General features: G+C 71.0%; 17 protein-coding genes. 10 read left to right on the top strand and 7 right to left on the bottom strand.

Annotated features, from left to right (window positions below; genetic code table 11):
• Nucleotides 1–164 precede the first annotated feature (164 nt).
• The 8 genes from ACGFIB_RS30535 (at nt 165) to ACGFIB_RS30500 (ending at nt 9,771) form a co-directional block, all read left to right on the top strand.
• The gene (locus ACGFIB_RS30535; protein WP_393376767.1) at nt 165–1,430 is read left to right on the top strand and encodes an RNA polymerase sigma factor; all 1,266 of its coding nucleotides are present in this window, start codon (nt 165–167) and stop codon (nt 1,428–1,430) included.
• 95 nt (nt 1,431–1,525) lie between these two features.
• On the top strand, nt 1,526–2,398 hold the full coding sequence (locus ACGFIB_RS30530) for an alpha/beta fold hydrolase (protein ID WP_393376575.1): 873 nt from the start codon (nt 1,526–1,528) through the stop codon (nt 2,396–2,398).
• Nucleotides 2,395–3,231 (top strand): hypothetical protein, encoded by an 837-nt coding sequence (locus ACGFIB_RS30525; RefSeq protein WP_393376573.1) that lies wholly within the window; start codon nt 2,395–2,397, stop codon nt 3,229–3,231. The genes ACGFIB_RS30530 and ACGFIB_RS30525 overlap by 4 nt, the downstream gene beginning before the upstream one ends.
• A gap of 826 nt (nt 3,232–4,057) precedes the next feature.
• On the top strand, nt 4,058–6,331 hold the full coding sequence (locus ACGFIB_RS30520; protein WP_393376572.1) for an ATP-binding protein: 2,274 nt from the start codon (nt 4,058–4,060) through the stop codon (nt 6,329–6,331).
• A complete protein-coding gene (locus ACGFIB_RS30515) occupies nt 6,312–6,710 on the top strand; it encodes a hypothetical protein (RefSeq protein WP_393376571.1) in 399 nt (132 codons plus the stop codon). Before ACGFIB_RS30520 ends, ACGFIB_RS30515 begins: the two co-directional genes overlap by 20 nt.
• A 163-nt stretch (nt 6,711–6,873) precedes the next feature.
• Nucleotides 6,874–8,445 (top strand): DUF7507 domain-containing protein, encoded by a 1,572-nt coding sequence (locus ACGFIB_RS30510; protein WP_393376569.1) that lies wholly within the window; start codon nt 6,874–6,876, stop codon nt 8,443–8,445.
• A gap of 166 nt (nt 8,446–8,611) precedes the next feature.
• Complete coding sequence (locus ACGFIB_RS30505) at nt 8,612–9,136, top strand: sigma-70 family RNA polymerase sigma factor (protein ID WP_393376568.1); 525 nt, start codon at nt 8,612–8,614, stop codon at nt 9,134–9,136.
• Complete coding sequence (locus tag ACGFIB_RS30500; protein WP_393376566.1) at nt 9,133–9,771, top strand: permease-like cell division protein FtsX; 639 nt, start codon at nt 9,133–9,135, stop codon at nt 9,769–9,771. The genes ACGFIB_RS30505 and ACGFIB_RS30500 overlap by 4 nt, the downstream gene beginning before the upstream one ends.
• A gap of 86 nt (nt 9,772–9,857) precedes the next feature.
• On the opposite strand, the gene ACGFIB_RS30495 is transcribed toward ACGFIB_RS30500, so the two are convergent.
• Both ACGFIB_RS30495 and ACGFIB_RS30490 read right to left on the bottom strand, forming a co-directional pair.
• A complete protein-coding gene (locus ACGFIB_RS30495; RefSeq protein WP_393376564.1) occupies nt 9,858–10,922 on the bottom strand; it encodes a hypothetical protein in 1,065 nt (354 codons plus the stop codon).
• A 256-nt stretch (nt 10,923–11,178) separates the two neighbouring features.
• Nucleotides 11,179–11,835, bottom strand: a complete 657-nt coding sequence (locus ACGFIB_RS30490; RefSeq protein WP_357238711.1) for a class I SAM-dependent methyltransferase — start codon at nt 11,833–11,835, stop codon at nt 11,179–11,181.
• A gap of 475 nt (nt 11,836–12,310) precedes the next feature.
• Here ACGFIB_RS30490 and ACGFIB_RS30485 point away from each other — a divergent pair, with 475 nt between their 5' ends.
• Complete coding sequence (locus ACGFIB_RS30485) at nt 12,311–13,075, top strand: GNAT family N-acetyltransferase (protein WP_393376562.1); 765 nt, start codon at nt 12,311–12,313, stop codon at nt 13,073–13,075.
• On the opposite strand, the gene ACGFIB_RS30480 is transcribed toward ACGFIB_RS30485, so the two are convergent.
• From ACGFIB_RS30480 to ACGFIB_RS30470, 3 genes are read right to left on the bottom strand one after another with little or no spacing between them, the layout of a single operon-like run.
• The gene (locus ACGFIB_RS30480; protein ID WP_393376561.1) at nt 13,053–14,177 is read right to left on the bottom strand and encodes an alpha/beta hydrolase family protein; all 1,125 of its coding nucleotides are present in this window, start codon (nt 14,175–14,177) and stop codon (nt 13,053–13,055) included. The two genes, ACGFIB_RS30485 and ACGFIB_RS30480, sit on opposite strands and share 23 nt — an antisense overlap.
• 50 nt (nt 14,178–14,227) lie before the next feature.
• Nucleotides 14,228–15,598 (bottom strand): aldehyde dehydrogenase family protein, encoded by a 1,371-nt coding sequence (locus ACGFIB_RS30475; protein WP_393376560.1) that lies wholly within the window; start codon nt 15,596–15,598, stop codon nt 14,228–14,230.
• On the bottom strand, nt 15,598–16,692 hold the full coding sequence (locus ACGFIB_RS30470) for a phenylacetate--CoA ligase family protein (RefSeq protein WP_393376559.1): 1,095 nt from the start codon (nt 16,690–16,692) through the stop codon (nt 15,598–15,600). The genes ACGFIB_RS30475 and ACGFIB_RS30470 overlap by 1 nt, the downstream gene beginning before the upstream one ends.
• 256 nt (nt 16,693–16,948) lie before the next feature.
• Between ACGFIB_RS30470 and ACGFIB_RS30465 the strand changes: the two genes are divergently transcribed.
• On the top strand, nt 16,949–18,559 hold the full coding sequence (locus tag ACGFIB_RS30465) for an ABC-F family ATP-binding cassette domain-containing protein (RefSeq protein ID WP_142575611.1): 1,611 nt from the start codon (nt 16,949–16,951) through the stop codon (nt 18,557–18,559).
• A gap of 57 nt (nt 18,560–18,616) precedes the next feature.
• Here ACGFIB_RS30465 and ACGFIB_RS30460 read toward each other — a convergent pair whose 3' ends face one another.
• The gene (locus ACGFIB_RS30460; protein ID WP_393376557.1) at nt 18,617–19,513 is read right to left on the bottom strand and encodes an SDR family NAD(P)-dependent oxidoreductase; all 897 of its coding nucleotides are present in this window, start codon (nt 19,511–19,513) and stop codon (nt 18,617–18,619) included.
• A gap of 30 nt (nt 19,514–19,543) precedes the next feature.
• Complete coding sequence (locus tag ACGFIB_RS30455) at nt 19,544–20,554, bottom strand: alcohol dehydrogenase catalytic domain-containing protein (RefSeq protein ID WP_393376555.1); 1,011 nt, start codon at nt 20,552–20,554, stop codon at nt 19,544–19,546.
• Nucleotides 20,555–20,614: the final 60 nt, after the last annotated feature.

The raw sequence follows: 20,614 nt of genomic DNA, 5'->3' as shown, positions 1-20,614 counted from the left end.
CGACGGGCAGCATTTGTCAGACACTCCCTAGCGACGCGTCGTTCACCGGCTCCGCGACGGATATTGGTGTTCGGTCGGCGAGTGGAGGACTTCGCGTCGACAACGCCCAGGTTCGAACCTGAGTTGCACCGGTTTTGGCCGTGGCGCCGACTGCCAAGTCGGCGATGTGTAAGTGGGTTCACGCCAGCAAGGTGCGGCGAGAGCCGGGAAAGTTCGATCGCCCACCGGATGTCGGTACGCCAAGTACCGACGCGGTCCACGACGTCGAACGACGGAGCAGAGCACCACCGTCCGATCAGGGGCGGGAAGCCATGGTGACCTACGCGTCCCCGCCGCTCCTTGGGATGCGCTGCCGCCGTGTCGCCCGGCTGGTGCGTGCCGCCGTCCTGACCGGCGGGCAGCGCGGGCGATGGAGCCTGGCCACCGATTCCGAACCGCGGCCGCCGTACAGGGCGCGACGGTCTCGGTGGTGTTTTGTGGCTATTATCCCCGGAATGCGTGATTTTCTGACGGACGGGGCGCCCCAGGACTCCGATCTGGTGCATGCCGCACAGAGGGGCGACGTGAGTTGTTTCGGCCTGCTTCTCGCCAGACACCGAGCGGGTATGCACGCGGTCGCACTGGCCTTGCTGGGTCACAGCCAGGACGCCGAGGACGCCGTACAGGAGGCGGCGCTCATCGCGCTGCGCCGGATAGGGGACATCCGGGATCCCGACGCGGTCGGTCCCTGGCTGCGGATGGTGGTACGCAATGTGTGCCGTACCCAGCTGCGCAGGATTTCGGCGGTGCCCGTGGCCGAACCCGCGCAAGCGCTCACGGAGGGCCGGTCGGGCGGTTCACCGGACCCGGCGGAGGTTCTCGACCAGCACGCGTTGCGGGACTGGGTCTGGGGCGCGCTGGAGGACCTGTCCCCTGGCCAGCGGTTGGTGACGATGCTGCGTTATTTCACCGACGTCACGTCGTATGAGGACATCGCGGCGCTGTGCGCCACGCCGATCGGCACCGTGCGCAGCAGGCTCAACCAGGCGCGCACGAAGCTGGTCGGTGCGCTGCTGAACTCGGCCGACCGGGCGCACGACGATGCCGCCGCGCTGAACGCGCTGCACCGCAGACTGGCCGTGGAGACCCTGGAATCCGCGTATCGCGGCGACCTGTCCGACCGCTGGTCACCCCATGCCGAGGTGATATGGCCGACCGGCAAGCGCACGAGCATCGACTACCTGCCGACCGCGTTCGACCGTGATGTGTCCGCCGGTGTACGTCACAAGCTGCTCAACGTGGTCGCCAGCCGCGAGGTGGTCATCTGGGAGGCCGCGCTGCTCAACCCGCCGGAGAACCCGTTCCACTGCCCGCCCGCCGCCGTGTGGGTGCACTTCATGGACCAGGGCCGGGTCGGCAAGCTGAGCCTTCACCACCCCGGCCGCCGCTGAGACGAATCCGCCCGGCGAATCCGGCGGGCGATCGAACTTCTCCGGGCTCTCACCGCATCTTGCTCGTGTGAGACCAACAAGCAGCGAGAACCGCCGTGGGTGACGCACGGACTGTCGTCGTCGACGGCATACGCCAGGTCTACCGCATCGCGGGTGAGGGCCCCGTGTGCCTCGTGCACTCGGGAGGCCCCGGCGTGCACCCGGAGTACCTGCGGCTTCCCAAGCTGGAACGCGACCTGACCATGGTGTACATGGACCCGGTCGGATGCGGCGACAGCGACCTGCTACCGGACGGGGACTACTCCGTGTCCCGCTACGGGCGCTTCGCCGAAGCCGTACTCGACGACATCGGCGCTCCCACCGGCTACTTCCTCGGCCATTCACACGGCGGCTTCGTCGCCCTCCAGTTCGGTCTCGACCATCCTGACCGTCTCGACGGGCTGATCCTCTACGACACCGCCCCTGCGCACGGGCGGGACGAGAGAGAGGCCGCGACAGAAGGGATGGCGGCCTTCGTCCAGCGCTGGGCGGATCGGCCGGAGGCGGTCGAGGCGGGCCGGATGTGGGACGCGGTCAATGCGTCACGGACGATGGAGATCGCCGACGACGAGTCGTTCGGGCGCTACATGAACGGCATCATGCCCGCCTACTTCGCCGACTACCGCAGGACGCTGGAACGGGTGGGCGATCTCGCAGTGGCGGTCACCCATGACCCGAACCGGCTCCCGGCTCTCTGGGACGTACGGGACCGGCTCGGCACGATCAAGGTGCCGGCGCTGCTGATCGTCGGCACCTACGACTTCATCTGCCCGCCTCGCCTGGCGTATGAGATGCGCGCGGGAATGCCGGACGCACGACTGTGCGAGCTGGGGCAGAGCGGCCACTTCGGACACATCGAGCAGGCGGACGAGTTCGCTTCCGCCGTGCTGGACTTCGTACACGACCACGCGATGGGAAATCGGGAATGACAACCACTGTGCCGCTCGGCCTCGCCGAGCACACCGAGATCAGAGCGTACGTCGACTTCTTGACGGGCGCACCGGCGCCGGTACGGGAGGCGTTGGGCATCGACTCGCTGCACATCGGCTCGGCGCTGGCCCTCGTGATGCGCGAGGACCCGAGCCACTTCTTCAACCGGGCCGGTGGGTTCGGCGCGGGCGAGCCGATCACGGCGGACGTCCTGGCGCAGGTCTGCGACTTCTATCGAGAGCAGGGCGTGTCCCGGGGCGCATTCATGATCGCGCCGGCGCTGCTGCCGCCGGACTGGGCCTCGATTGCCGCGCGACTGAACCTCACGAAGGAACGTGGTTACGTCAAGCTGGGCTGCGACACCGAGACCATGCTGTCCGCGGCCGGTGGCATCGGGGTGCTCGCCCCGGGCCTGCGCGTCGGCCCGATCGAGCCGCACCAGGCGAACGAGTGGGCCACCGTCATGATGGCCGCGCGCGGTCTGCCGCTGCAGAATCTGATCGACATGGCCGCGTCGTCCGTGGGCAAGCCGAACTGGCGGCATCACGCCGTCTGGGACGGCGAGCGGATCGTCGCGGTCGGGGGCATCTTCATCAACGGAGAATGCGCGGACATGTTCGGTGGAGCGACGCTCCAGGAAAGCCGCAACCGTGGCGCCCAGTCAGCGCTGCTCGCCATCCGTGCCCGCGCGGCGCAGGCCGCAGGCTGCCGATGGATCGTCGCCGAGACCGGAGCGGAAAGCCCCGGCGACCACAACACGTCGCTCCACAACATGCTGCGCGCCGGCTTCGAGCCGATGTACGAGCGGGTCACCTGGCGATGGCATGAGTAGCGGCGCCGGCCCGGCCCTGACGGTCGCCGCCAGGAGCAGGCGGTCCTGTTCGCCCTTCACCTCACGGTGCGGGACGGCCGCAGAGGAGGGGTGACAGCGCGGCCGGAGCCGGTCTTCGGGTACGGACCATGGCCGTCACCGGTGCCGATCCGCTGCATGTTGCCGGACGCGGGGGAAAACCTGGTGACATTTGGCGTCGCCTGCCGGAATTCTGAGTGCGGGCGACGAGTTTGTCGCTGCGGGCGCAGCACGCCTGGTGCGCTCGCCGACGGCCGGGCAGGGTCGCACCTTACGCCCGCCGGGCAGGCATGCAGCGAGCGCGGGTGGCGATCAGTCGCAGACTCCGACGCCCCACAGTTCGGAGCCCTGCATGAGCAGGCGCGTGGGCCGCTGTTTAGCGTCGGCCATGAAGCCCTTTCCCCGGCAGTGCGCGGAGGGCGCACCTGGTGCTTGGGGGTGGGCCCCAACCGGAGCATTCCATCGGCCGCGGCCTACAGTCGACATGACGACTTCCTCTCTCTGTGACGTGCGGCTCTGTGACGTGCGGCTCTGGGATGTGAGGTTCTGGATCCGCCCCCCGCGATGGCGCTGGTGACCGCCGTCAGGGCCTCCATTGCCCCGGGGATCAGAGCCGCCGGGTTCGGCATGCGCTCGGTCGACATCGCTTCTCCTTCGCCGCGGGTGTTTCCGACAGGAACCATGTGACCAGCGGCGTGCCGGTGCCCGCATGGTCCGTGGGACACCGTGGGACACCTAGAACCCGGCTGAGCAGCGCGAACGCGTCGCCGATCCGTCCGCGCGGGCCGGGACGGGTACGGTGTTGCACGTGTCCAGCCCCCAGGAGCGACTGGTGGCTCAGCTCGCCCGGATCAAGGAGCTGAGCGGGCTCAGCCTGCGCGCCCTCGCCCGCCAGACGGGTCTGAGCAGCTCGTCGTTGTCGCGGTATCTGACCGGCCGGCTGGTGCCGCCGTGGGAGGCCGTCGTGGCGCTGTGCCGCGCGGTGGGACGCGATCCCCGGCCACTGCGCGCGCTGTGGGCCGAGGCGGCCGAAGCCGGCGCGGCGCCCGCCCGGCGCCGCAACGATCTGCCGGCCGACCTGTTCGACTTCACCGGCAGGAAAGCGGAGTCCGCGCTGGTCGAAGAGCTGCTGCGCACCACCGGCGCGGCCGCGATCGACGGCATGGCGGGCGTGGGCAAGACCAGCCTGGCCGTGCATGTGGCCCATCGGCTCGTCCCCGCCTATCCGGACGGCGGGCTCTACCTCGACCTGCAGGGCTTCACCCCTGGTCAGGAGCCGCTGGAGCCGCACGCCGCGCTGGGCCGGCTGCTGGGCGCGCTGGACGTCACGCACCCCCCGGCCGGCACCGTCGAACGCGCGGCGCTGTGGCGGTCGGAGCTGTCCCGCCTGCGGATTCTCGTCGTGCTCGACAACGCGGTCGACGCGGAGCAGGTGCGTCCGCTGCTCCCCGGCGCGGGGAAGTCCGGGGTCCTGGTCACCAGCCGGCACCGGCTGGTCAGCCTGGACGCGGTGCCGCCGGTGTCCCTGGAGCCGCTGGCCGACGACGACGCGGCGCACCTGTTCGGCCGTGCGGCCGGGCTCTCGCTCACCGAGGAGGAATCGGTCGGCCAGGTGCTGCGGCAGTGCGGCGGGCTTCCGCTGGCGCTGCGGATGGCGGGCGCGCGGCTTCGCCACCGCCCGGGCTGGACGGTGGCCGTGCTGGCCGAGCGGCTGCGCGCCACCCCCAGCCGATTCGACGCCGCCTTCGGCATGTCGCTGCAGCAGCTCGACGCGGTCCAGCGCCGCATGTTCCGGCTGCTTGGCCTGCTGCCGGGCGCCGACTTCGACGCGGCGGTGGCGGGCGCGCTCACCGGCATGCCGCCCGGCCGGGCCGGCGCGGCGCTGGAGGAGCTGGTCGACGCCCACCTGGTCCAGGAGCCCTCGCCCGGGCGATACCGGATGCACGATCTGATCCGGCAGTACGCGGCGGACATCGCCGCCGACGAGGAGCCGCGGGCCGAGGCCGCCCTGCGCCGGGTTTTGACCCACTATCTGGCGCAGGCCGTCGCCCACGAGCGGACCCTGCCCTCGCCGCACCGCAAGGACCCCTCCCCGGGAGATCCGGCGAAGGCCATGGCCTGGTTCGACCTCGAGTACGTCAACCTGGTGGCCTGCTTCGACGCCGCCGTACGGCTCGGCGTGGACGAGGTGGTGGCCGAGCTGCCGCAGGCCATGCGGGTCTGGTTCTTCCGGCACCGCGGCACCGACGACCAGGCACGCCTGCTCGAGGCCGCCGCGGCCGCCGCGGGGCGTCTCGGCCGCGACCGTCAGCGGGCTTCGCTGCTCGCGGACCTCGGCTTCGCCCGTGCCGCCGCCGGACGCCTCACCGAGGCGCTCTCCGCGTACGAACTGGCCGAGCAGTCGGGGCCGGACGACGACACCGCGGCCGCCCTCGCGCTACGCATCGGCTTCGTACGCCGTGATCTCGGTGACCTCGAAGCGGCGCAGGCGCACTTCCGGCGGGCACACGAGCTGTTCGAGAAGCTCGGGCGTCACGCCGGACAGTCGCAGGCGCTGGCCTTCGACGGATGGGTGACCCTTCACCTCGGGCGGCGCGACGAAGCCGCCGAACTCGCGCGGGCGTCCGTCGCCCTGGCGGACGGGCCCGCGCGGATCACCGGGCTGGTCACCCTCGGTCTCGCACTGGCACCGGACGACCCGGCGGTGTCGTTGCGCACGCTGCACGACGCGTTGGAGCTGTCCGAGCAGCACAATCTCCAGCACAACCAGGCGTGGTGCCACAACCATCTCGGTGTCGCGCTGCGGATCACGGGCTCACCCGAGAAGGCGCTCGAACACCACCGGCGGGCCTTCGAACTGCTGGAACCGCTGGCCGAGGTGCAGTTGGAGATGGACTTCCTGCACGCCTACGCCGAGACGTGCCGCGTGGCGGGCCGCTACGAAGAGGCGCTGGCGCTGCTCGACCGGACCATCGAGCTCGCGCGTGAGCTGGACCGGCCGTACGACGAGAAGCTCGCCCGCGCGGCGGTCGTGCGCATCCGTCGCACCACCGGCGATCCTCATGCCCCTGATCTCCCGTAGCGACTGCGAGGTCGACGTCCACGACGGGGTGTTCTTCATCGTCGATGTGTCGTTGTCCTGGGACCCCTTCGAGCCGTCCGACCACGGCGGCCTCAGCCTCTCGGCCGAGGACGACCTCGTGAGTCTCGCGCTCGAAGTGTGGGACGACGAGCCGGAGGATCAGCGCGAGATGTGGGCGGATGTGGTCACCCGCGTCTTCCACTCGGAGACCGGGGAGATCTGCGCGGCGGAGCTGTACACGGGCGTGCAGGACGGGTTCCTGCTCCTGGGCGGGCCGGAGCGGCTGTGGAACGTACGGGTGTACACGCGGGCCGATGACGAAGCGGATCCGCGGGAGCGGTTCTTGGTTCAGTTCTGGCCGCGGGGGTCCTCGACCTAGATCTGGATCTTCTTTGCCCAGGGTCGGGAGAGAACAAGATCCGGCCAACTGTTGGCACGGCCGCACGTGTCGTGCCGCTCCTGTCGTTCCCGTCGGCGAATCTTCCCTGCGGTGCCAGCGCTGCCCGTACGGCCTGGTGAATCGCCACGACGAGAGGACGTTCATGATGAGGCACATCCACAGGATGTGTTATCCCGTCGCCGCCCTGTTGGCGGCGGCTGTCCCCCTGACGCTGGCCGGAGCGGTCCCCGCCGACGCCGCGCCCGCCCGCAGCGAAGTCGCGGCCACGGCGGCCACGGTGTCCACGGCGGCGCAGAGGCTCGCGGCGCCGGACCCCGTGTCATGTCCTGAGCAGGTGGCGCTGGTCAACGGCGGTTTCGAGAAGCCCCTCGTCACCGGGACGTGGGCTTCGCTCCCCGACGCCTCGCAGAGCAACCCGAACGCGATGCCGGGCTGGCGGACGACGGCCACCGATCACATGATCGAGGTCTGGAGCCCCCGGATGAACGTTCCGGCGGTAGAGGGCGCGCAGTTCGCGGAGCTGAACGCCAACCAGGTCTCGACCCTCTACCAGGACCGTCCGACCACACCGGGCCAGAAGCTGTACTGGCGGCTGTCCCACCGCGGGCGTCTCGGCACCGACCAGATGGCGCTGGACATCGGCGCTCCCTCGGGCCCCGCCCAGCAGGGGACCATGTCCGACGGCGCCGGTAAGTGGGGCGCCTACCACGGCAGCTACACCGTGCCCGCCGGGCAGACGACCACCAGGTTCGCCTTCCGTTCCATTTCCGCTGCCGGGGGCAACGCGTCGGTCGGCAACTTCCTCGACGACGTCTTCTTCGGCACCCCGCCGTGCGTCGTCGTCACCAAGTCCGCGAGCCCGCAGGGGCCGGTGGACGTCGGCGCCGAGATCACCTACCGGCTGACCGCCGTCAACAAGGGCGGCGACGTCGCGCAGAACGTCCGGCTCACCGACAAGGTCCCGACGGGGACCACCTACGTGCCCGGCTCGCTCCGCGTCGTGGGCGGCCCGGGCAGCGGCGCCCTGACCGACCAGGCCGGCGACGACCAGGCCGAGTTCGACGCGGCCACCGGCGCGATCTCCTTCAGGCTGGGAGACGGCGCCACGGACACGGCGGGGGGCCGGCTGGCCAACGACACCACTCTGCCGGACGGCACCACCGTGGAGTTCCGCGTCAGGGCCGGCCGGTCGGTCGCGGGCAAGCAGGTCGTCAACAGCGGCGCGGTCGCCTACGAGAACCGGCTCGGCCCGGAGCCCGAGCCGTTGGCCTCCACCAGCGGTGACGCCGTCATCAAGGTCAATCCGGCGGTCGACCTGAGCGTGGTCAAGTCCGCGGACAAGACCGAGGTCACCGTGGGGGAGACCGTCACCTACCGCGTCACGATCGCCAACGCCGGGCCCAACGACGCCACCGGCGTCACCGTCAAGGACGTCCTGCCGGCCAACCTCGCCTTCCTGTCGTCCACAGGCTCGGCCGGCACGTACGCCGGTGGAACCTGGACCGTGGGGACGGTGGCCGGCGGCGCGACGGCCACGCTGATCGTCCGGGCCAAGGCCACCGCGATCGGGGAGACGGTCAACACCGCCACCGTCGGCGGCAAGGAGCTCGACCTCGACCCGGCCAACGACAGCGACGCGGTCAAGGTCTGCGTCCAGCGCGAGCCGTTCTGCCCGTACTGCACGCCCGGGAGCAAGCAGGACACCGGAAAGTGACCCGCTTCGCCCACGCCGATGAGGCGTGACGCGAGGTTTCGACGTCGCGAGGCCCCTCCGGACCGACCCGGAGGGGCCTTCGCACGTGCCGGGCCGGAAACACCCGAGCGGCGGATCGCCGCAAAGACGCGAGCAGCGGATCGGCGGTGGTGCGCGTTCACACTGCATGGATCGTGAATCCCTACGGCCGACGGCGCTCGCGCCGCCCGCACCGCCTCCCCGGGCCGATCTGGCGGGGCTGTACCGCGAGCACCGGGTCGGCCTGGTGCGGCTCGCGGTGCTGCTCGTCGGCGACCTGGAGACGGCCGAGGACGTGGTGCAGGACGTCTTCGCCCGCCTGCACAGCCGGCGGCCCCCGGACCTGACGCTCGCCTATCTGCGGACCTGTGTGCTCAACGGGTCACGGTCGGTGCTGCGCCGCCGCGCGGTCATGCTGCGGCGCACGCAGCGGGTCACCGACCTCGCCGACTCGGCGGAGACCGCCGTTCTCATCGGCGAGTCCCGCAGGCAGGTGCTGATGGCGCTGGCCCGGCTGCCCCGGCGTCAGCGCGAGGCGCTGGTGCTGCGTTACTACCTCGACCTGGCGGACTGCGAGATCGCCCTGGTCATGGGGGTGGGGCAGAGCACCGTCAGATCCACGACCGCACGGGCCCTGGCCAGACTCCTTCGCGAACTGGGAGAGGACGCATGAGCACCATCGAGGATCGGCTTCGTGACGCCATGGCGGCCCGCGCGCGTACGGTGCCGGACGACGGCCTCGATCACGCGCTGCCCGCGCCACGCGGCACCCGGACGCGCGGCCTCGCGATCGCCGCCGCTGCCCTCGCGGTGGCGGGCACGATCGTGGGCGTGGCACGGCTCGCGGAGCCGTCGGCGAACCGCCGGGACGTCGGCGTCGCCGCAGCGTCGGCGAGCGGCGGCGCGGCCTCATCCGGCATGGTCGACGTCTCGGTGTTCCTCTGCACGGATTCCTCCCCCTTCAAGAGCTGCAGGGGCGGCGAGGTCACCACCTGGGAGAAGGAGAACATCAGCCGAGCGCTCCGGGCGCGCCGTGACGTGAGGACTGTGACGTTCGAGGACCGGCGGACGGCGTTCGAGAACTACCGCAGAAGCGAGACGAACCCCAGGCTGCTGAAGGCGACCCGGGCCGAGGACATGCCGGAGTCATTCCGCCTGAAGCTCGTCCCCGGCGCCGACCCCCTGGCCGTGGCCAGGGCGGCGAGCGACCTGCGCGGGGTGTCCAACGTCGTTGACGAAGGGTGCCTCAGGGACAACCAGGACCGGCCGGAGGAGGTCCAGCGAGAGTGCGACTTCCTGGACAGGTGACCCTGAGCGCCTGACACGCGGAAGGGGCACGGGCGGCGCCCGTGCCCCTCATGGCCCTACTGGCTGTCAGGACCTCGTTTTCCGGCTCACTGGTCGCAGTCCTCGCTGCTGGAGGAGTGCATCATGGGCCGGCTGTAGCTGCTGATCTGTCGTGACTCGGTGACGTACCGCGTCTCGGTGACGGGACGCTGGTAGGTCATCATGCGCGTGTAGCTGACCGGACGGCTCTCGGAGACGAAGCGCGTGGACTGCACCTCCTGAGACTCCGGCACCATCCGGGTGTAACTGACCGGACGGCTTTCCGTGACGAAGCGCGTCTCGGTGACCGGACGCTTGAAGGTCTCCTGGCGGGTCACCGGACGTGACTCGGTGACGTACCGCGTCTCGGTGATGGGCCGCTGGAAGGTCTCCTGGTGGGTGACCGGACGGCTCTCGGTGACGTAGCGCACCACGGGACGCCTGTAGGTGACGTACTGCGTCACCGGACGCGACTCGGTGACGTACCGGGTCTGGGTAACCGGGCGCTGGAAGGTCTCCTGGTGGGTGACCGGACGGCTCTCGGTGACCATGCGCGTGTAGGTCACGGGGCGCTGGTAGGACACCTGGCGCGTTTCGGTCACCGGACGCATCCGGGTGACCATCCGCGTCTCGGTGACCGGGCGCTGGTAGGTGACCTGCCGGGTGAACGTGACCGGACGGCTCTCGGTCACCATGCGCGTCTGCGTGACCGGGCGCTGATAGGTGATCGTCCGCGTGTAGCTCATCGGACGGCTGTACGACGACTCCTGGCGGAGCTGCGGACTGCTGCTCTGCAGCGACGACTCGCGCAGCGATGCCCGCGAGCGCTGGTAGGCGAGGTTGCTTCCGGACTGGCCGCTCGACTCCTCGCTCGACTCTTCGCTCGACGAACCTTCCTGGGCGCTCTCCCGCCCGTACCCGCTCTCCTCCTGGTACGCGCGCCCGCTCTCCTGGGCCGCCTCCTCCGACTGTTCGCCGAGGCTGGTGCCCGGCTCTTCGGCCTGCGGCGCGCTGAGCGCGGCGGCGAGGCCGGACGGGTGGGCGGCGGTGGAGGCCGATGCGATGGCCGGCCAGAGCGTAACCGCGGACAGGACTGCCGGACCCAGCAGTAATGAGAATCGAGTGCCGTGCATAGAGATACTCCTCTCCGATCAGCGATCGGGTCGTATCTCAATCGTTGACACACGCCGCCGCGGCCCGTCCAGGCGAGTTGACTCCTCCCGGGCCGTTCGCTGTGGCATTCCATGTCTGCCCATGGGCGTGACCTTCGACGACGACGCCGTCGACCGGCCTCCGCTTTGCCTCTGCATTTCGCCGGGAATGCGCTTCGACTAATTGCCGAGACGTTTACGGATTCGCCATTGTGCGTTTTCCGCGAAACAGCACAGCTCAGCGGTGGGCGATGACGGCGTACCGTTCGTCGTGGATGGGCTTGCCCCAGAGCACGGGGTCGGTCAGCGGCTCCACCCGCACGCTCGCGGCGTACGGCCGCAGCACCTCGACGAGGGGCTCGGCGCTCACCCCGCCGAGCCAGGGCAGGCAGCCCGCGCCCGGCACGTACGGCGGGCCGTCCCCGGAGGCCTGCCAGTTGCCCTCGATGAGGATCAGCCGGCCGTGCGGGCGCAGCAGACTCATCCAGGTGCGCAACGCGCGCTCCGGCGCGGGCAGGGTCCACAGCAGATGCCGGGCCAGGACGACGTCGAAGGAGGTTCCGGCGGCGGCCGGCGGGTCGCTCGCGTCGCCGGTGAGGACGGGCGCGGTGAAGCCCGCCGCGGCGAGCTTGTTTCGGGCCGCCTCGGCCATCCTGGGGGACAGGTCCACGCCCACCGGCCGGTGTCCCTGCTCGGCCAGCAGCAGCGTCAGCGACCCGGTGCCGCACCCCAGGTCGAGGACGTCGGTGGGAGGCCCCGGCATCCAGGACCGCAGCCGTCCCGCCCAGGCCGCGTGCACCCGGAGGTCGCGAAGCCCGTGGTCGGCTTCGTCGTCGAAGGTCTCCGCCTCCGCGTCCCAGTAGGAGGCGATCGACTGGGGATCCAGATCAGGCACGGACGCATCTTGTCACCCGTCGCCGACAAAAGTGGACGCAAAGGGTAAGACAGGTGATGTCCGCAGGGGTGGGCCCGCCTGCGGGGGTGAACGGTTCACCCAGGAAAGACGCCGAGACCCCGGCAGGAGGATCTCCTGCCGGGGTCTCGCACGTGTGGTGCCGGTGCCGGGTCGCCTCTCGGCGAAAGGCACAACGCGGCTCCAGCCGAACGGTAGTCCGCGAAGGCAAATTAGGTGAGGCCCGGGGACACCTGCACACCGGCCACGCTTCATCCAACCACGTGCCCGCACTTGTTGTTCCCGGGCCACGCCATCTTTTTCCGAGTCGATCCCGGCGCCCGCCGCCCGCAGCACACGTACGGCGCGGCCCGTCACAGGAGAAAGGGCCGCGGCCGCCGTTTTCCCCGGTCGATCCGGCTGCGCGGGGCGGAAAAGGTGTTGCCCGCCCTCGTCGTGCTCGGGAAGCCTCCCACCTGTGGAACGAGTGATTCTGGCCGGGGCGGACGGCGCCCCTGCCTTCAGTTATGTCGAGGACGAGCGGTATGGGCTGCCGTGCGCCGACCTGGTCGAGGTCATGGGCCCGGGGGCGGCCGACGCGATCACGGCGAAGCTGCCGGGCTGGGCGGTGGCGGGGCCGGTGGAGCTGGGCGAGGCCCTGGTCGCGCGCGGCGCGCGCGTGATGCGGCACGCCCACGAGATGACCTGTGAGCTGCGTACGGCGCCGCCCGCCGAGAGCGGCGCCCCCGACGGTTTCCGGTTCGCGCCTTGTGACCGGTCTCCGGAGGAGGTGTTCGCGGCGTGGCGGGCTGCCTATCCGGCGGGTCACCCCGACCACCGGAACATGGACGACGCCGCCGCGCTGCGCGACGTCCTCGCCCCGTTGCTGGAGGGGAAGGTGACCGGCGAGATCCTGCCCTGCGGCGTGCTCGCCGTGGACCGGGACGACGCGGTGGACCGGGACGACGTGGTGGGCGGCGACGTGGTGGTCGGCGGCGCGGTGGTCACCCTCTTCCACGACCGGCCCTGGGTGGTCGAGGTCTTCCGCCACCCCGCCCGCACGCCCTCCGGCCTCGGCGCGCGCATGCTGGCCGCCGTACGGGACAGGGCGGCGGCCGACGGGTGGGAGCGGCTGGGCCTGGTCGTGTCCGAGGGCAACCCGGCCAGAGGCGTGTACGAACGGCTCGGTTTCACCCTGGTCGGCAGCTCGATGACCGTCGTCATCCCGAGCCGGTCGACGTGACGAACTCCTTGACCTCCCGCTCGTAACGTCCGGGGTCCGCGTTCCAGGAGCCTGTGTGCCCGCCTCCGCTCGTCCGCACGAGCCTGACGATGTCGGGGCGGGCCTCGGCGAACCGCAGCGCCGGGCCGGTCGGCACGGTCGCGTCGTCGTCGTCCACGAAGACCAGGGTGGGGATTTTGAACTCGCGGGCGTGCCGCAGGTGGTCGATGTCGTCGAAGGACACGCCGGTGCGCCGCTCGATGACCCATTCGCCCACCGACACGAGGAAGCCGGGCACGCCCATCTGCTCGCCCCCGAGGGCGATCGGCGCCCGCCAGTCGATGACCGGGCTGTCGAGGATCATGGCCGTGATCGGCTCGCCGGGCAGGTTGCGTACGGCCATCGGCACGATGCCCCCGCCCATCGACCAGCCGTACAGGACGATCCCGGTCGCGCCCTGGCTCTTGGCGTACGTGATGGCCGCCGCCACGTCCTGCCACTCGGTGGCGCCGAGGTGGAACCTGCCGTCCGAGCTCGCCGGGGCGCCCTCGTCGTTGCGGTAGGTGATGCCCAGCACCGGCATCCCCAGGCTGTGGAAAACCGGCAGCACGCGCAGGGCCTCCGCCGGGCCGCCGTTGCGGCCGTGTACGGCGATCACCCAGGTCGTCGAGGTGCCCTCGGTCCGCCAGCCGGGGAAGTCGCCGAGCGGCGAGGGGATCTTCACGTCCGTGTACGGCACGCCGGCGGCGGCCGGGGTCGCGTGGCCCCACAGCCAGCGGTCGAGGTAGGCGTGCACTCCGGGCCGCAGCTCGCCGTGGACGACCTCGGTGACCTTCCTGGTCACCGTGCCGGCCCCGGTCGCGATCACCTGGCCCACCAGTGCGTTGCCGTCCGCCCAGGTCAGGCCGTACGTGCCGGGGGCCGCCGTGTCGGCGCCGCCCTTGATCGTGACCTGGTCGCCGCTGACGGCCGTCACCTCCAGGGGATAGCCGGAGGTGTGGACGGGGTCGATGACCAGGCCGGAGTAGTACCAGCCCGCGCCGCCGACTGCGGCGACCGCGAGCACCACGACGACGGCGAGCGTCCACAACAGGCGGCGCCGCCATCGTGTCGTCCTGCGCATGGCCCAGAATCTACTGGGCCTTTTGCGGTTCTTTAAGTGCGAGCGGTGGGTTAAGTGCGGATGACGCCTTTCGTGCGCATGAGGAACTCACCGAGGTAGGCGTCGTGCGGAACCCACGGCGGCATCAGATACGTGGGGGTGTCCCCCAGGTAGACGTTCCTGATCGACGGGTCCTCCACCAGCCGGTCGACCAGCCCGGCGTCCTGCGTGATCGCGGTCAGCACGAGCGTGTTGCGCAGCGGCTCGATGCCGTCGGCCCGGCTCCAGGGCGCGAACCACACACAGGGGAACGACAGCTCGATGCCCGTCTGGGGCGCGTCCGGCCGGTCCACCAGGAAGACGGCCGGCCGCAGGACCCCGCTGCCGTCGCCCAGGTCGTCCACCACGCCGTCGCCGCCGAGCACCGGCGTCGCGCCGTTCACGTGGTCGAGCAGGTACTTCTCGATCGCGTGCGCGTCCGCGACCGGCTGCACGGGCAGCACCGCGCCGTCGTCCTCCGGCGGCAGGCTCGGGATCGCCGAGAGCCGCTCCGCCACGGCCTCGGCCACCGGTGCGGGATCGCCCTCCACGAAGACGGCGGTGGCGTTCACGCAGGCCGTCCCGCCGAAGGCGCTGACCGACTCCACGATCATGCCCAGGTGGGACTCCCAGTCGTGCCCGGTGAGCAGGATCTTGGACCGTCCCGGGCCCTGCGGCAGCACCCTGACATCGTTGCCGTACTTGTTCACGACCTCCTCGCCGCCGTACACCATGGCGAGGTCCGCGTCGCGGATGATGTCATCGGCCACCGCGTAGTCGGTCGGCAGGAGCACCACCTGGTCGTCGCCGAACCCCGACTCCCGCAGCGCCGTGATCAGGCGGTGCGGGGTGAACGGCTCGCGCCGCGAGGGACGCACCGCGACCCGGTATCCGAGCGCCAGCGCCTCCAGCCACAGCGTGTGCACGCCCGGATGGTTGCCCGCGGCGTGTACGGCGAACACGTCGCCGCGCCGCGTCCAGACCGCCTGGCCGTTGCGGGTGAGCGGATCGCGCCAGTCGTCCACCGCACCCTCGGGACGGGCGTACCGGGTGGTGCGGTACGCCTCCGCGGCGCGCCGTCCGATGCCCGAGGTCGCGGAGCGGACCACGGTGATCGGCATCCCCGAGACGCGGCTGACGATGCGCTGGTACTTCTCCGCCGCGATTCCGTCCACCACGCCGGTCGCGAAGAGCCGTCCCGCGCGGGTGAGGGCCGCCACCCGATCGTGGGCCGGCAGGGTCCGCGCCTCGCGCAGGGCCGCCATCGACCGCTGGACGAACAGGCGCGGCACCAGGCTCAGCTCGGCGACCGGCGTCCCGGTCAGCTCCGTGATCGTCTGCCGGCTGCGGCTGTGGTAGGGCCCGCCGGCGCCGAGCGCATCGAGCCGGATCAGCTCGTCCATCAGTACACCCCCTCGATGACCGTCTCGTTCTCGAAGGTGGCAAGCGGGCCGACGTCCGCGACGGAGTCGCCCATCTGCCCCGGTGGCGGCGCCACCCGGGTCGCCAGGTCGCGTTCGAGGTTGTTGGGCAGCAGGAAGCTCTTGCTGATGTGGTGCATCACCACCTGGCCGCGGTCGCCGTACCGGACGACCTCCCCGGTCTCCGGGTCCACCACCGAGAACGTGATGTAGGGCGAGAACGCGTCGAAGACGATGAGGTCCTCCTCCGGCGCCGTGACGCGCTCGGCCAGCCCGCCGAGGATCATCGTGCTGCCGTACGTGCCGTACAGCTTCACGTTCGGGAAGACCTCGGTGCGGAGCAGGTAGCGGGTGTCGGGGTCCATGTGCGCGCCGCCCCAGCTGATCGCGGCGACTTTCGCGTTGATCAGGTCGACGAGCGCTCCTCTGCGGGCCAGCCGGGTCAGCAGCGGCGGCGTGGTCGCCAGGACCCGCACGTTCTGGGTCTCCAGGATGTGGGCGCTCTGGTCGATGAGGTGCTCGGCGTAGCGCTCGGCCTCGTCGGCGCGGCCCTCGGCGATGCACCTCTTCACCCACCGGGGGTCCATGTCGACGGTGAACGGGATGCCGCCCCGCCGCGCGGCCTGCCGGCGGATCAGCTCCCCGATGAGGTGCGGCCCGGTCGGCCCGAGCGACAGCCAGTGGCCGCTTTCGGGATAGCCCCTCGCCTGCAGACTCTGCTGGGTCCGGTGCATCAGCCGTTCCAGCCAGTCGCGCAGCAACACCACGCGCTTGGGCGGCCCGGTCGTGCCGCCGCTCTCGTACACGCCGATCACGTCCGCGTCCGCGCCGTACCCCCGGGGGATCAGGTCCTCCACCCGGACCTCGCGCAGCTCGTTGGCCACGTTGGGGAACCGGCGCAGGTCCTCGAAGGTGCGCACGTCCTCACGCGGGTCGAAGCCGAGCGTCTTCGCCCGGTCCAGCCAGTACGGCGAGCCGGTCTCGGGGCTGAAGTGCCACCGCATGGCGGCCGCGATGAACGCGGGGCCCTCCGGGATCTGGTCGAGCGGGCAGTCGAGGATCGGATCTGTTGACATCTCCGGCCCCTTTGACTCGGAAATCCCTAAAACGCCAGGCTATTTCCAGGCGATTCGCCACCAGGTCAAGAGATTCCGGGACTGTGGAAAACATCGGACACCAGATCACAGGGCCCGATCGCCGCCGGTCGGTCCTCGGTCGCTCCGCCTGAAAGAGTCTGGACGGCGCGGCCGGCGGAAAACGAGATGCCACGTGCAGAAGTGGTGAGTAGCCTGCGCGGGTAGCGCACGAACATATCCGAGCAGGAGATTCACGGTGGGGCATGTCGAGATCGGGCACCTGACGCATGTGCTGCCGGACGGCAGGATGCTCCTGAACGACGTCTCGTTCCGGGTGGGGGAGGGCGTCAAGGCGGCCCTGGTCGGACCGAACGGCGCGGGCAAGACGACCCTGCTCCGGATGATCGCGGGCGATCTCCAGCCGGTCGAGGGCACGGTGGCCCATTCGGGCGGTCTCGGCGTGATGCGGCAGTTCGTCGGCAACATCCGCGACGGCCGTACGGTCCAGGACCTGCTGCTCAGCGTCGCGCCGGAACGGGTCAGGACGGCGGCCGAACGGCTGGACGCCGCCGAGCTGGCGATGATGGAGCGCGAGGACGAGAAGACCCAGATGCGGTACGCCCAGGCGATCACCGACTACACCGACGCCGGGGGCTACGACATCGAGGTGCTCTGGGACGCCTGCACGATGGCGGCCCTCGGCGCGCCGTACGACAGGGTGAAGTATCGCGAGGTCGCCACGCTGTCCGGAGGCGAGCAGAAGCGGCTGGTGCTGGAGGCACTGCTGCGCGGGCCCGACCAGGTGCTGCTGCTCGACGAGCCCGACAACTACCTCGACGTGCCGGGCAAGGTGTGGCTGGAGACGGCGCTGCGCGAGACGCCCAAGACCGTGCTGCTGGTCTCCCACGACCGCCAGTTGCTCGCCAACGCCGCCGACCGGATCGTCACGGTCGAATCCGGCAACATCTGGATCCACGGTGGCGGCTTCACGACGTACCCCGAGGCGCGGCGGGAGCGCAACGAGCGACTCGACGAGCTGCGCAGGCGCTGGGACGAGGAGCACGTCAAGCTCAGGCGCCTGGTGGTCATGCTCAGGCAGAAGGCCACCTACAACGACGGCATGTCCTCCGCCTACCACGCGGCCCAGACCCGGCTGCGCCGGTTCGAGGAGGCCGGGCCGCCGGAGGTCGCGCCCAAGGACCAGCTCATCAGCATGCGCCTGCGCGGCGGCCGTACCGGCAAGCGGGCGGTGATGTGCGAGGCCCTGGAGCTGACCGGCCTCATGAAGCCCTTCGACATGGAGGTCTGGTACGGCGAGCGGGTGGCCGTGCTCGGCTCGAACGGCTCGGGCAAGTCGCACTTCCTGCGGCTGCTCGCCGGGGAGGGCGTGCGGCACACCGGGACCTTCAGGCTCGGCGCGCGGGTGGTTCCCGGGCACTTCGCGCAGACCCACGCCCGGCCCGAACTGGCCGGCCGTACGCCCTGCGAGATCGTCATGACCGAGCACGCCCGGCTGAAGAACGAGGCGATGAAGGCCCTGGCCCGCTACGAACTCGCCGGCCGGGTCGCCGAGCAGCGGTTCGAGACGCTGTCGGGCGGCCAGCAGGCCCGCCTGCAGATCCTGCTGCTCGAAATGTCGGGCGCCACGCTGCTGCTGCTCGACGAGCCGACCGACAACCTCGATCTGGCCAGCGCCGAGGCCCTGCAGCAGGGCCTGGACGCCTTCGCGGGCACCGTGCTGGCGGTGACGCACGACCGCTGGTTCGCGGCCGACTTCGACCGCTACCTGGTCTTCGGCTCCGACGGGCGGGTGTACGAGTCGCCCGAGCCGGTCTGGGACGAAACGCGCGTGGTCCGCCCGCGATAGCCACGTTCTTCCGGCGAGTCAGACGGCGGTTCAGGCGGTGGCTGTTCAGGCGGCCGTTCAGTCGGCGGGGTGCGGGCCGAGCAGGTCGGCCAGGCCGATGCGGGTGAGGAAGCGGGCGCGGATGCGGTCGGCGACCTCGCTCACCTCCGCCGACCCGTCGTCGAGCGGATCCACGTGCACGCGGAAGGGCCGCGTGCCGTGCGGGGTGTCGACGACCTGGACGACGGCGTCGGCGACCAGGGACACGTCGGCGCCGGGCGGCTGCAGCGCGGCCAGCCGTTCGCCCACCTGGTCCATCAGCGCGCCGTACCGCTCGTCGTAGGCCGTGAGCACCGTCTGATCGGCCGGGTGCCCGGCGTTGGCGAAGTGGTTGGTGCCCGAGGTGAACGCGCCGGGGACGACGATGCTGGTCTCGATGTCGAAGCGGGCCAGCTCGGCGGCGTACGACACCGCCAGGGCGTCGGCCGCCGCCTTGGCGGCGAAGTAGGGCGCGAGGTAGGGCGGGGTGCCGCCCCTGGTGGAGCTGGAGCCGATCCACAGCAGCAGGCCGTGCCGCCGCTCGCGCAGGTGCGGCAGGACCGCCCGGTTGAGCCGCTGGCTGCCGAGCACGTTCGTGTCGTAGACGGCGGCGAGCTCCTCGGGGGTGAACGCCTCGGCGGGGCCGAGCACCATGTGGCCGGCGTTGTGCACGACCACGTCGATGCCGCCCGTCTCGGCCAGGACGGTCGCGACCGCGGCGTCCGCCGACTCCTGCGAGAGCACGTCCAGCTCGACGGTGCGCAGATCCACGCCGTGTTCCCTGGCGTAGCCGGCCGCCTCGGCCACGCGAGGGGCGTTGCGGCCGGTGGTGGCGCGCATGGCCGCGTACACGGTGTGCCCGGCGCGGGCCAGGGCGCGCGCGGACAGCGCGCCGAATCCGGAGCTCGCACCGGTGATCAGGATGGTCTTGCTCATCGGTATTCCTTACGAGTCATGCGAAACGAGTCATGCGAACGTGATGACGCGGCGGCCGCCGCCGGACCCGCCGCCCATGGCTTCGAGGGCCGCCGGTGCCTCGTCGAGGTCGATCGGCGTGACCTTGGGCAGGATGCGGTGCTGGGCCGAGAACGCCAGCGTGTCGCGCAGATCGTGGGGCGATCCGGACGGGGAGGCCATGACGTGCAGCCGGTTCAGCACCATCGGCTGGGCGCTGAGGGTGAGCGGGGTGTTGTCGTAGCCGCAGAGCACCATCGTGCCGTCGGGGGCGAGCCCGGTGAGGACGGCGGAGGCGGCCTCGTTGGAGGGGGCGGCGTTCAGGATGACGTCGGCGCCGCCACCCCACGCCCTGAGGGCGGCTGCGGGGTCGGTGTCGCGGCTGGCCACGTACATCTCCGCGCCGAGTTCCCTGGCGGCCCCCTCGCCCGCGGCCGACCGGCCGATCACGGCGACCCGGGCGCCCATGGCGACGGCGTACTGGACGGCGAGGGCGCCGATGCCGCCGGCGCCGATGATCGCCACCCGGGAGCTCGCGGTGGCCCCGGCCCGGCGCAGGCCGTTGAACGCGGTCAGGCCCGCGCACATGAGCGGCGCCGCGGACACCGGGTCGAGCCCGGCCGGGAGCGGGGTCACGTATCCGCCCTTGAACAGGCCGTACTCGGCGTAGCCGCCGTCGGCCGTGATGCCGGTGATGCGCTTGGCCGGGCAGAGGATCTGGTCGCCGGACACGCAGTAGTCGCAGTGGCGACAGGAGTCGTACAGGAACTGCGCCCCGACGGCGTCACCCACGGACAGGCCGGCGACGCCGTCGCCGAGCGCCGCGACCGTGCCGGTGATCTCGTGGCCGGGGATGATCGGGAAGCGGGCGAACGGGAAGTGCCCGCGGAGCAGGTTGAGATCCGTGAAGCACAGGCCGCAGGCGGTGATCTTCACCAGAACCTCGCCCGGGCCCGGCTCGGGGATCTCACGGTCGATCAGGGACAGCGGGGTGTCGACCCCGGTGGCGAGTGCCGCACGCATAGGTTTCCTCCGTCGGCCACGGGTGACGCCCCCGCAGCACGCTCACCAGCGTGCTCCGCA

Source organism: Microbispora bryophytorum (assembly GCF_043197435.1).
GTDB classification, from domain to species: Bacteria; Actinomycetota; Actinomycetes; order Streptosporangiales; family Streptosporangiaceae; genus Microbispora; species Microbispora bryophytorum.
Note: the sequence above shows the minus strand (reverse complement) of the source record. Positions and strands in the feature narration are given on the sequence as shown.

Coding starts and splice junctions, on each gene's coding strand:
- ACGFIB_RS30535 (WP_393376767.1), top strand. CDS start 165: ATGTGTAAGTGGGTTCACGCCAGCAAGGTGCGGCGAGAGCCGGGAAAG.
- ACGFIB_RS30525 (WP_393376573.1), top strand. CDS start 2,395: ATGACAACCACTGTGCCGCTCGGCCTCGCCGAGCACACCGAGATCAGA.
- ACGFIB_RS30515 (WP_393376571.1), top strand. CDS start 6,312: ATGCCCCTGATCTCCCGTAGCGACTGCGAGGTCGACGTCCACGACGGG.
- ACGFIB_RS30510 (WP_393376569.1), top strand. CDS start 6,874: ATGATGAGGCACATCCACAGGATGTGTTATCCCGTCGCCGCCCTGTTG.
- ACGFIB_RS30505 (WP_393376568.1), top strand. CDS start 8,612: ATGGATCGTGAATCCCTACGGCCGACGGCGCTCGCGCCGCCCGCACCG.
- ACGFIB_RS30500 (WP_393376566.1), top strand. CDS start 9,133: ATGAGCACCATCGAGGATCGGCTTCGTGACGCCATGGCGGCCCGCGCG.
- ACGFIB_RS30495 (WP_393376564.1), bottom strand. CDS start 10,922: ATGCACGGCACTCGATTCTCATTACTGCTGGGTCCGGCAGTCCTGTCC.
- ACGFIB_RS30480 (WP_393376561.1), bottom strand. CDS start 14,177: ATGCGCAGGACGACACGATGGCGGCGCCGCCTGTTGTGGACGCTCGCC.
- ACGFIB_RS30475 (WP_393376560.1), bottom strand. CDS start 15,598: ATGGACGAGCTGATCCGGCTCGATGCGCTCGGCGCCGGCGGGCCCTAC.
- ACGFIB_RS30470 (WP_393376559.1), bottom strand. CDS start 16,692: ATGTCAACAGATCCGATCCTCGACTGCCCGCTCGACCAGATCCCGGAG.
- ACGFIB_RS30460 (WP_393376557.1), bottom strand. CDS start 19,513: ATGAGCAAGACCATCCTGATCACCGGTGCGAGCTCCGGATTCGGCGCG.
- ACGFIB_RS30455 (WP_393376555.1), bottom strand. CDS start 20,554: ATGCGTGCGGCACTCGCCACCGGGGTCGACACCCCGCTGTCCCTGATC.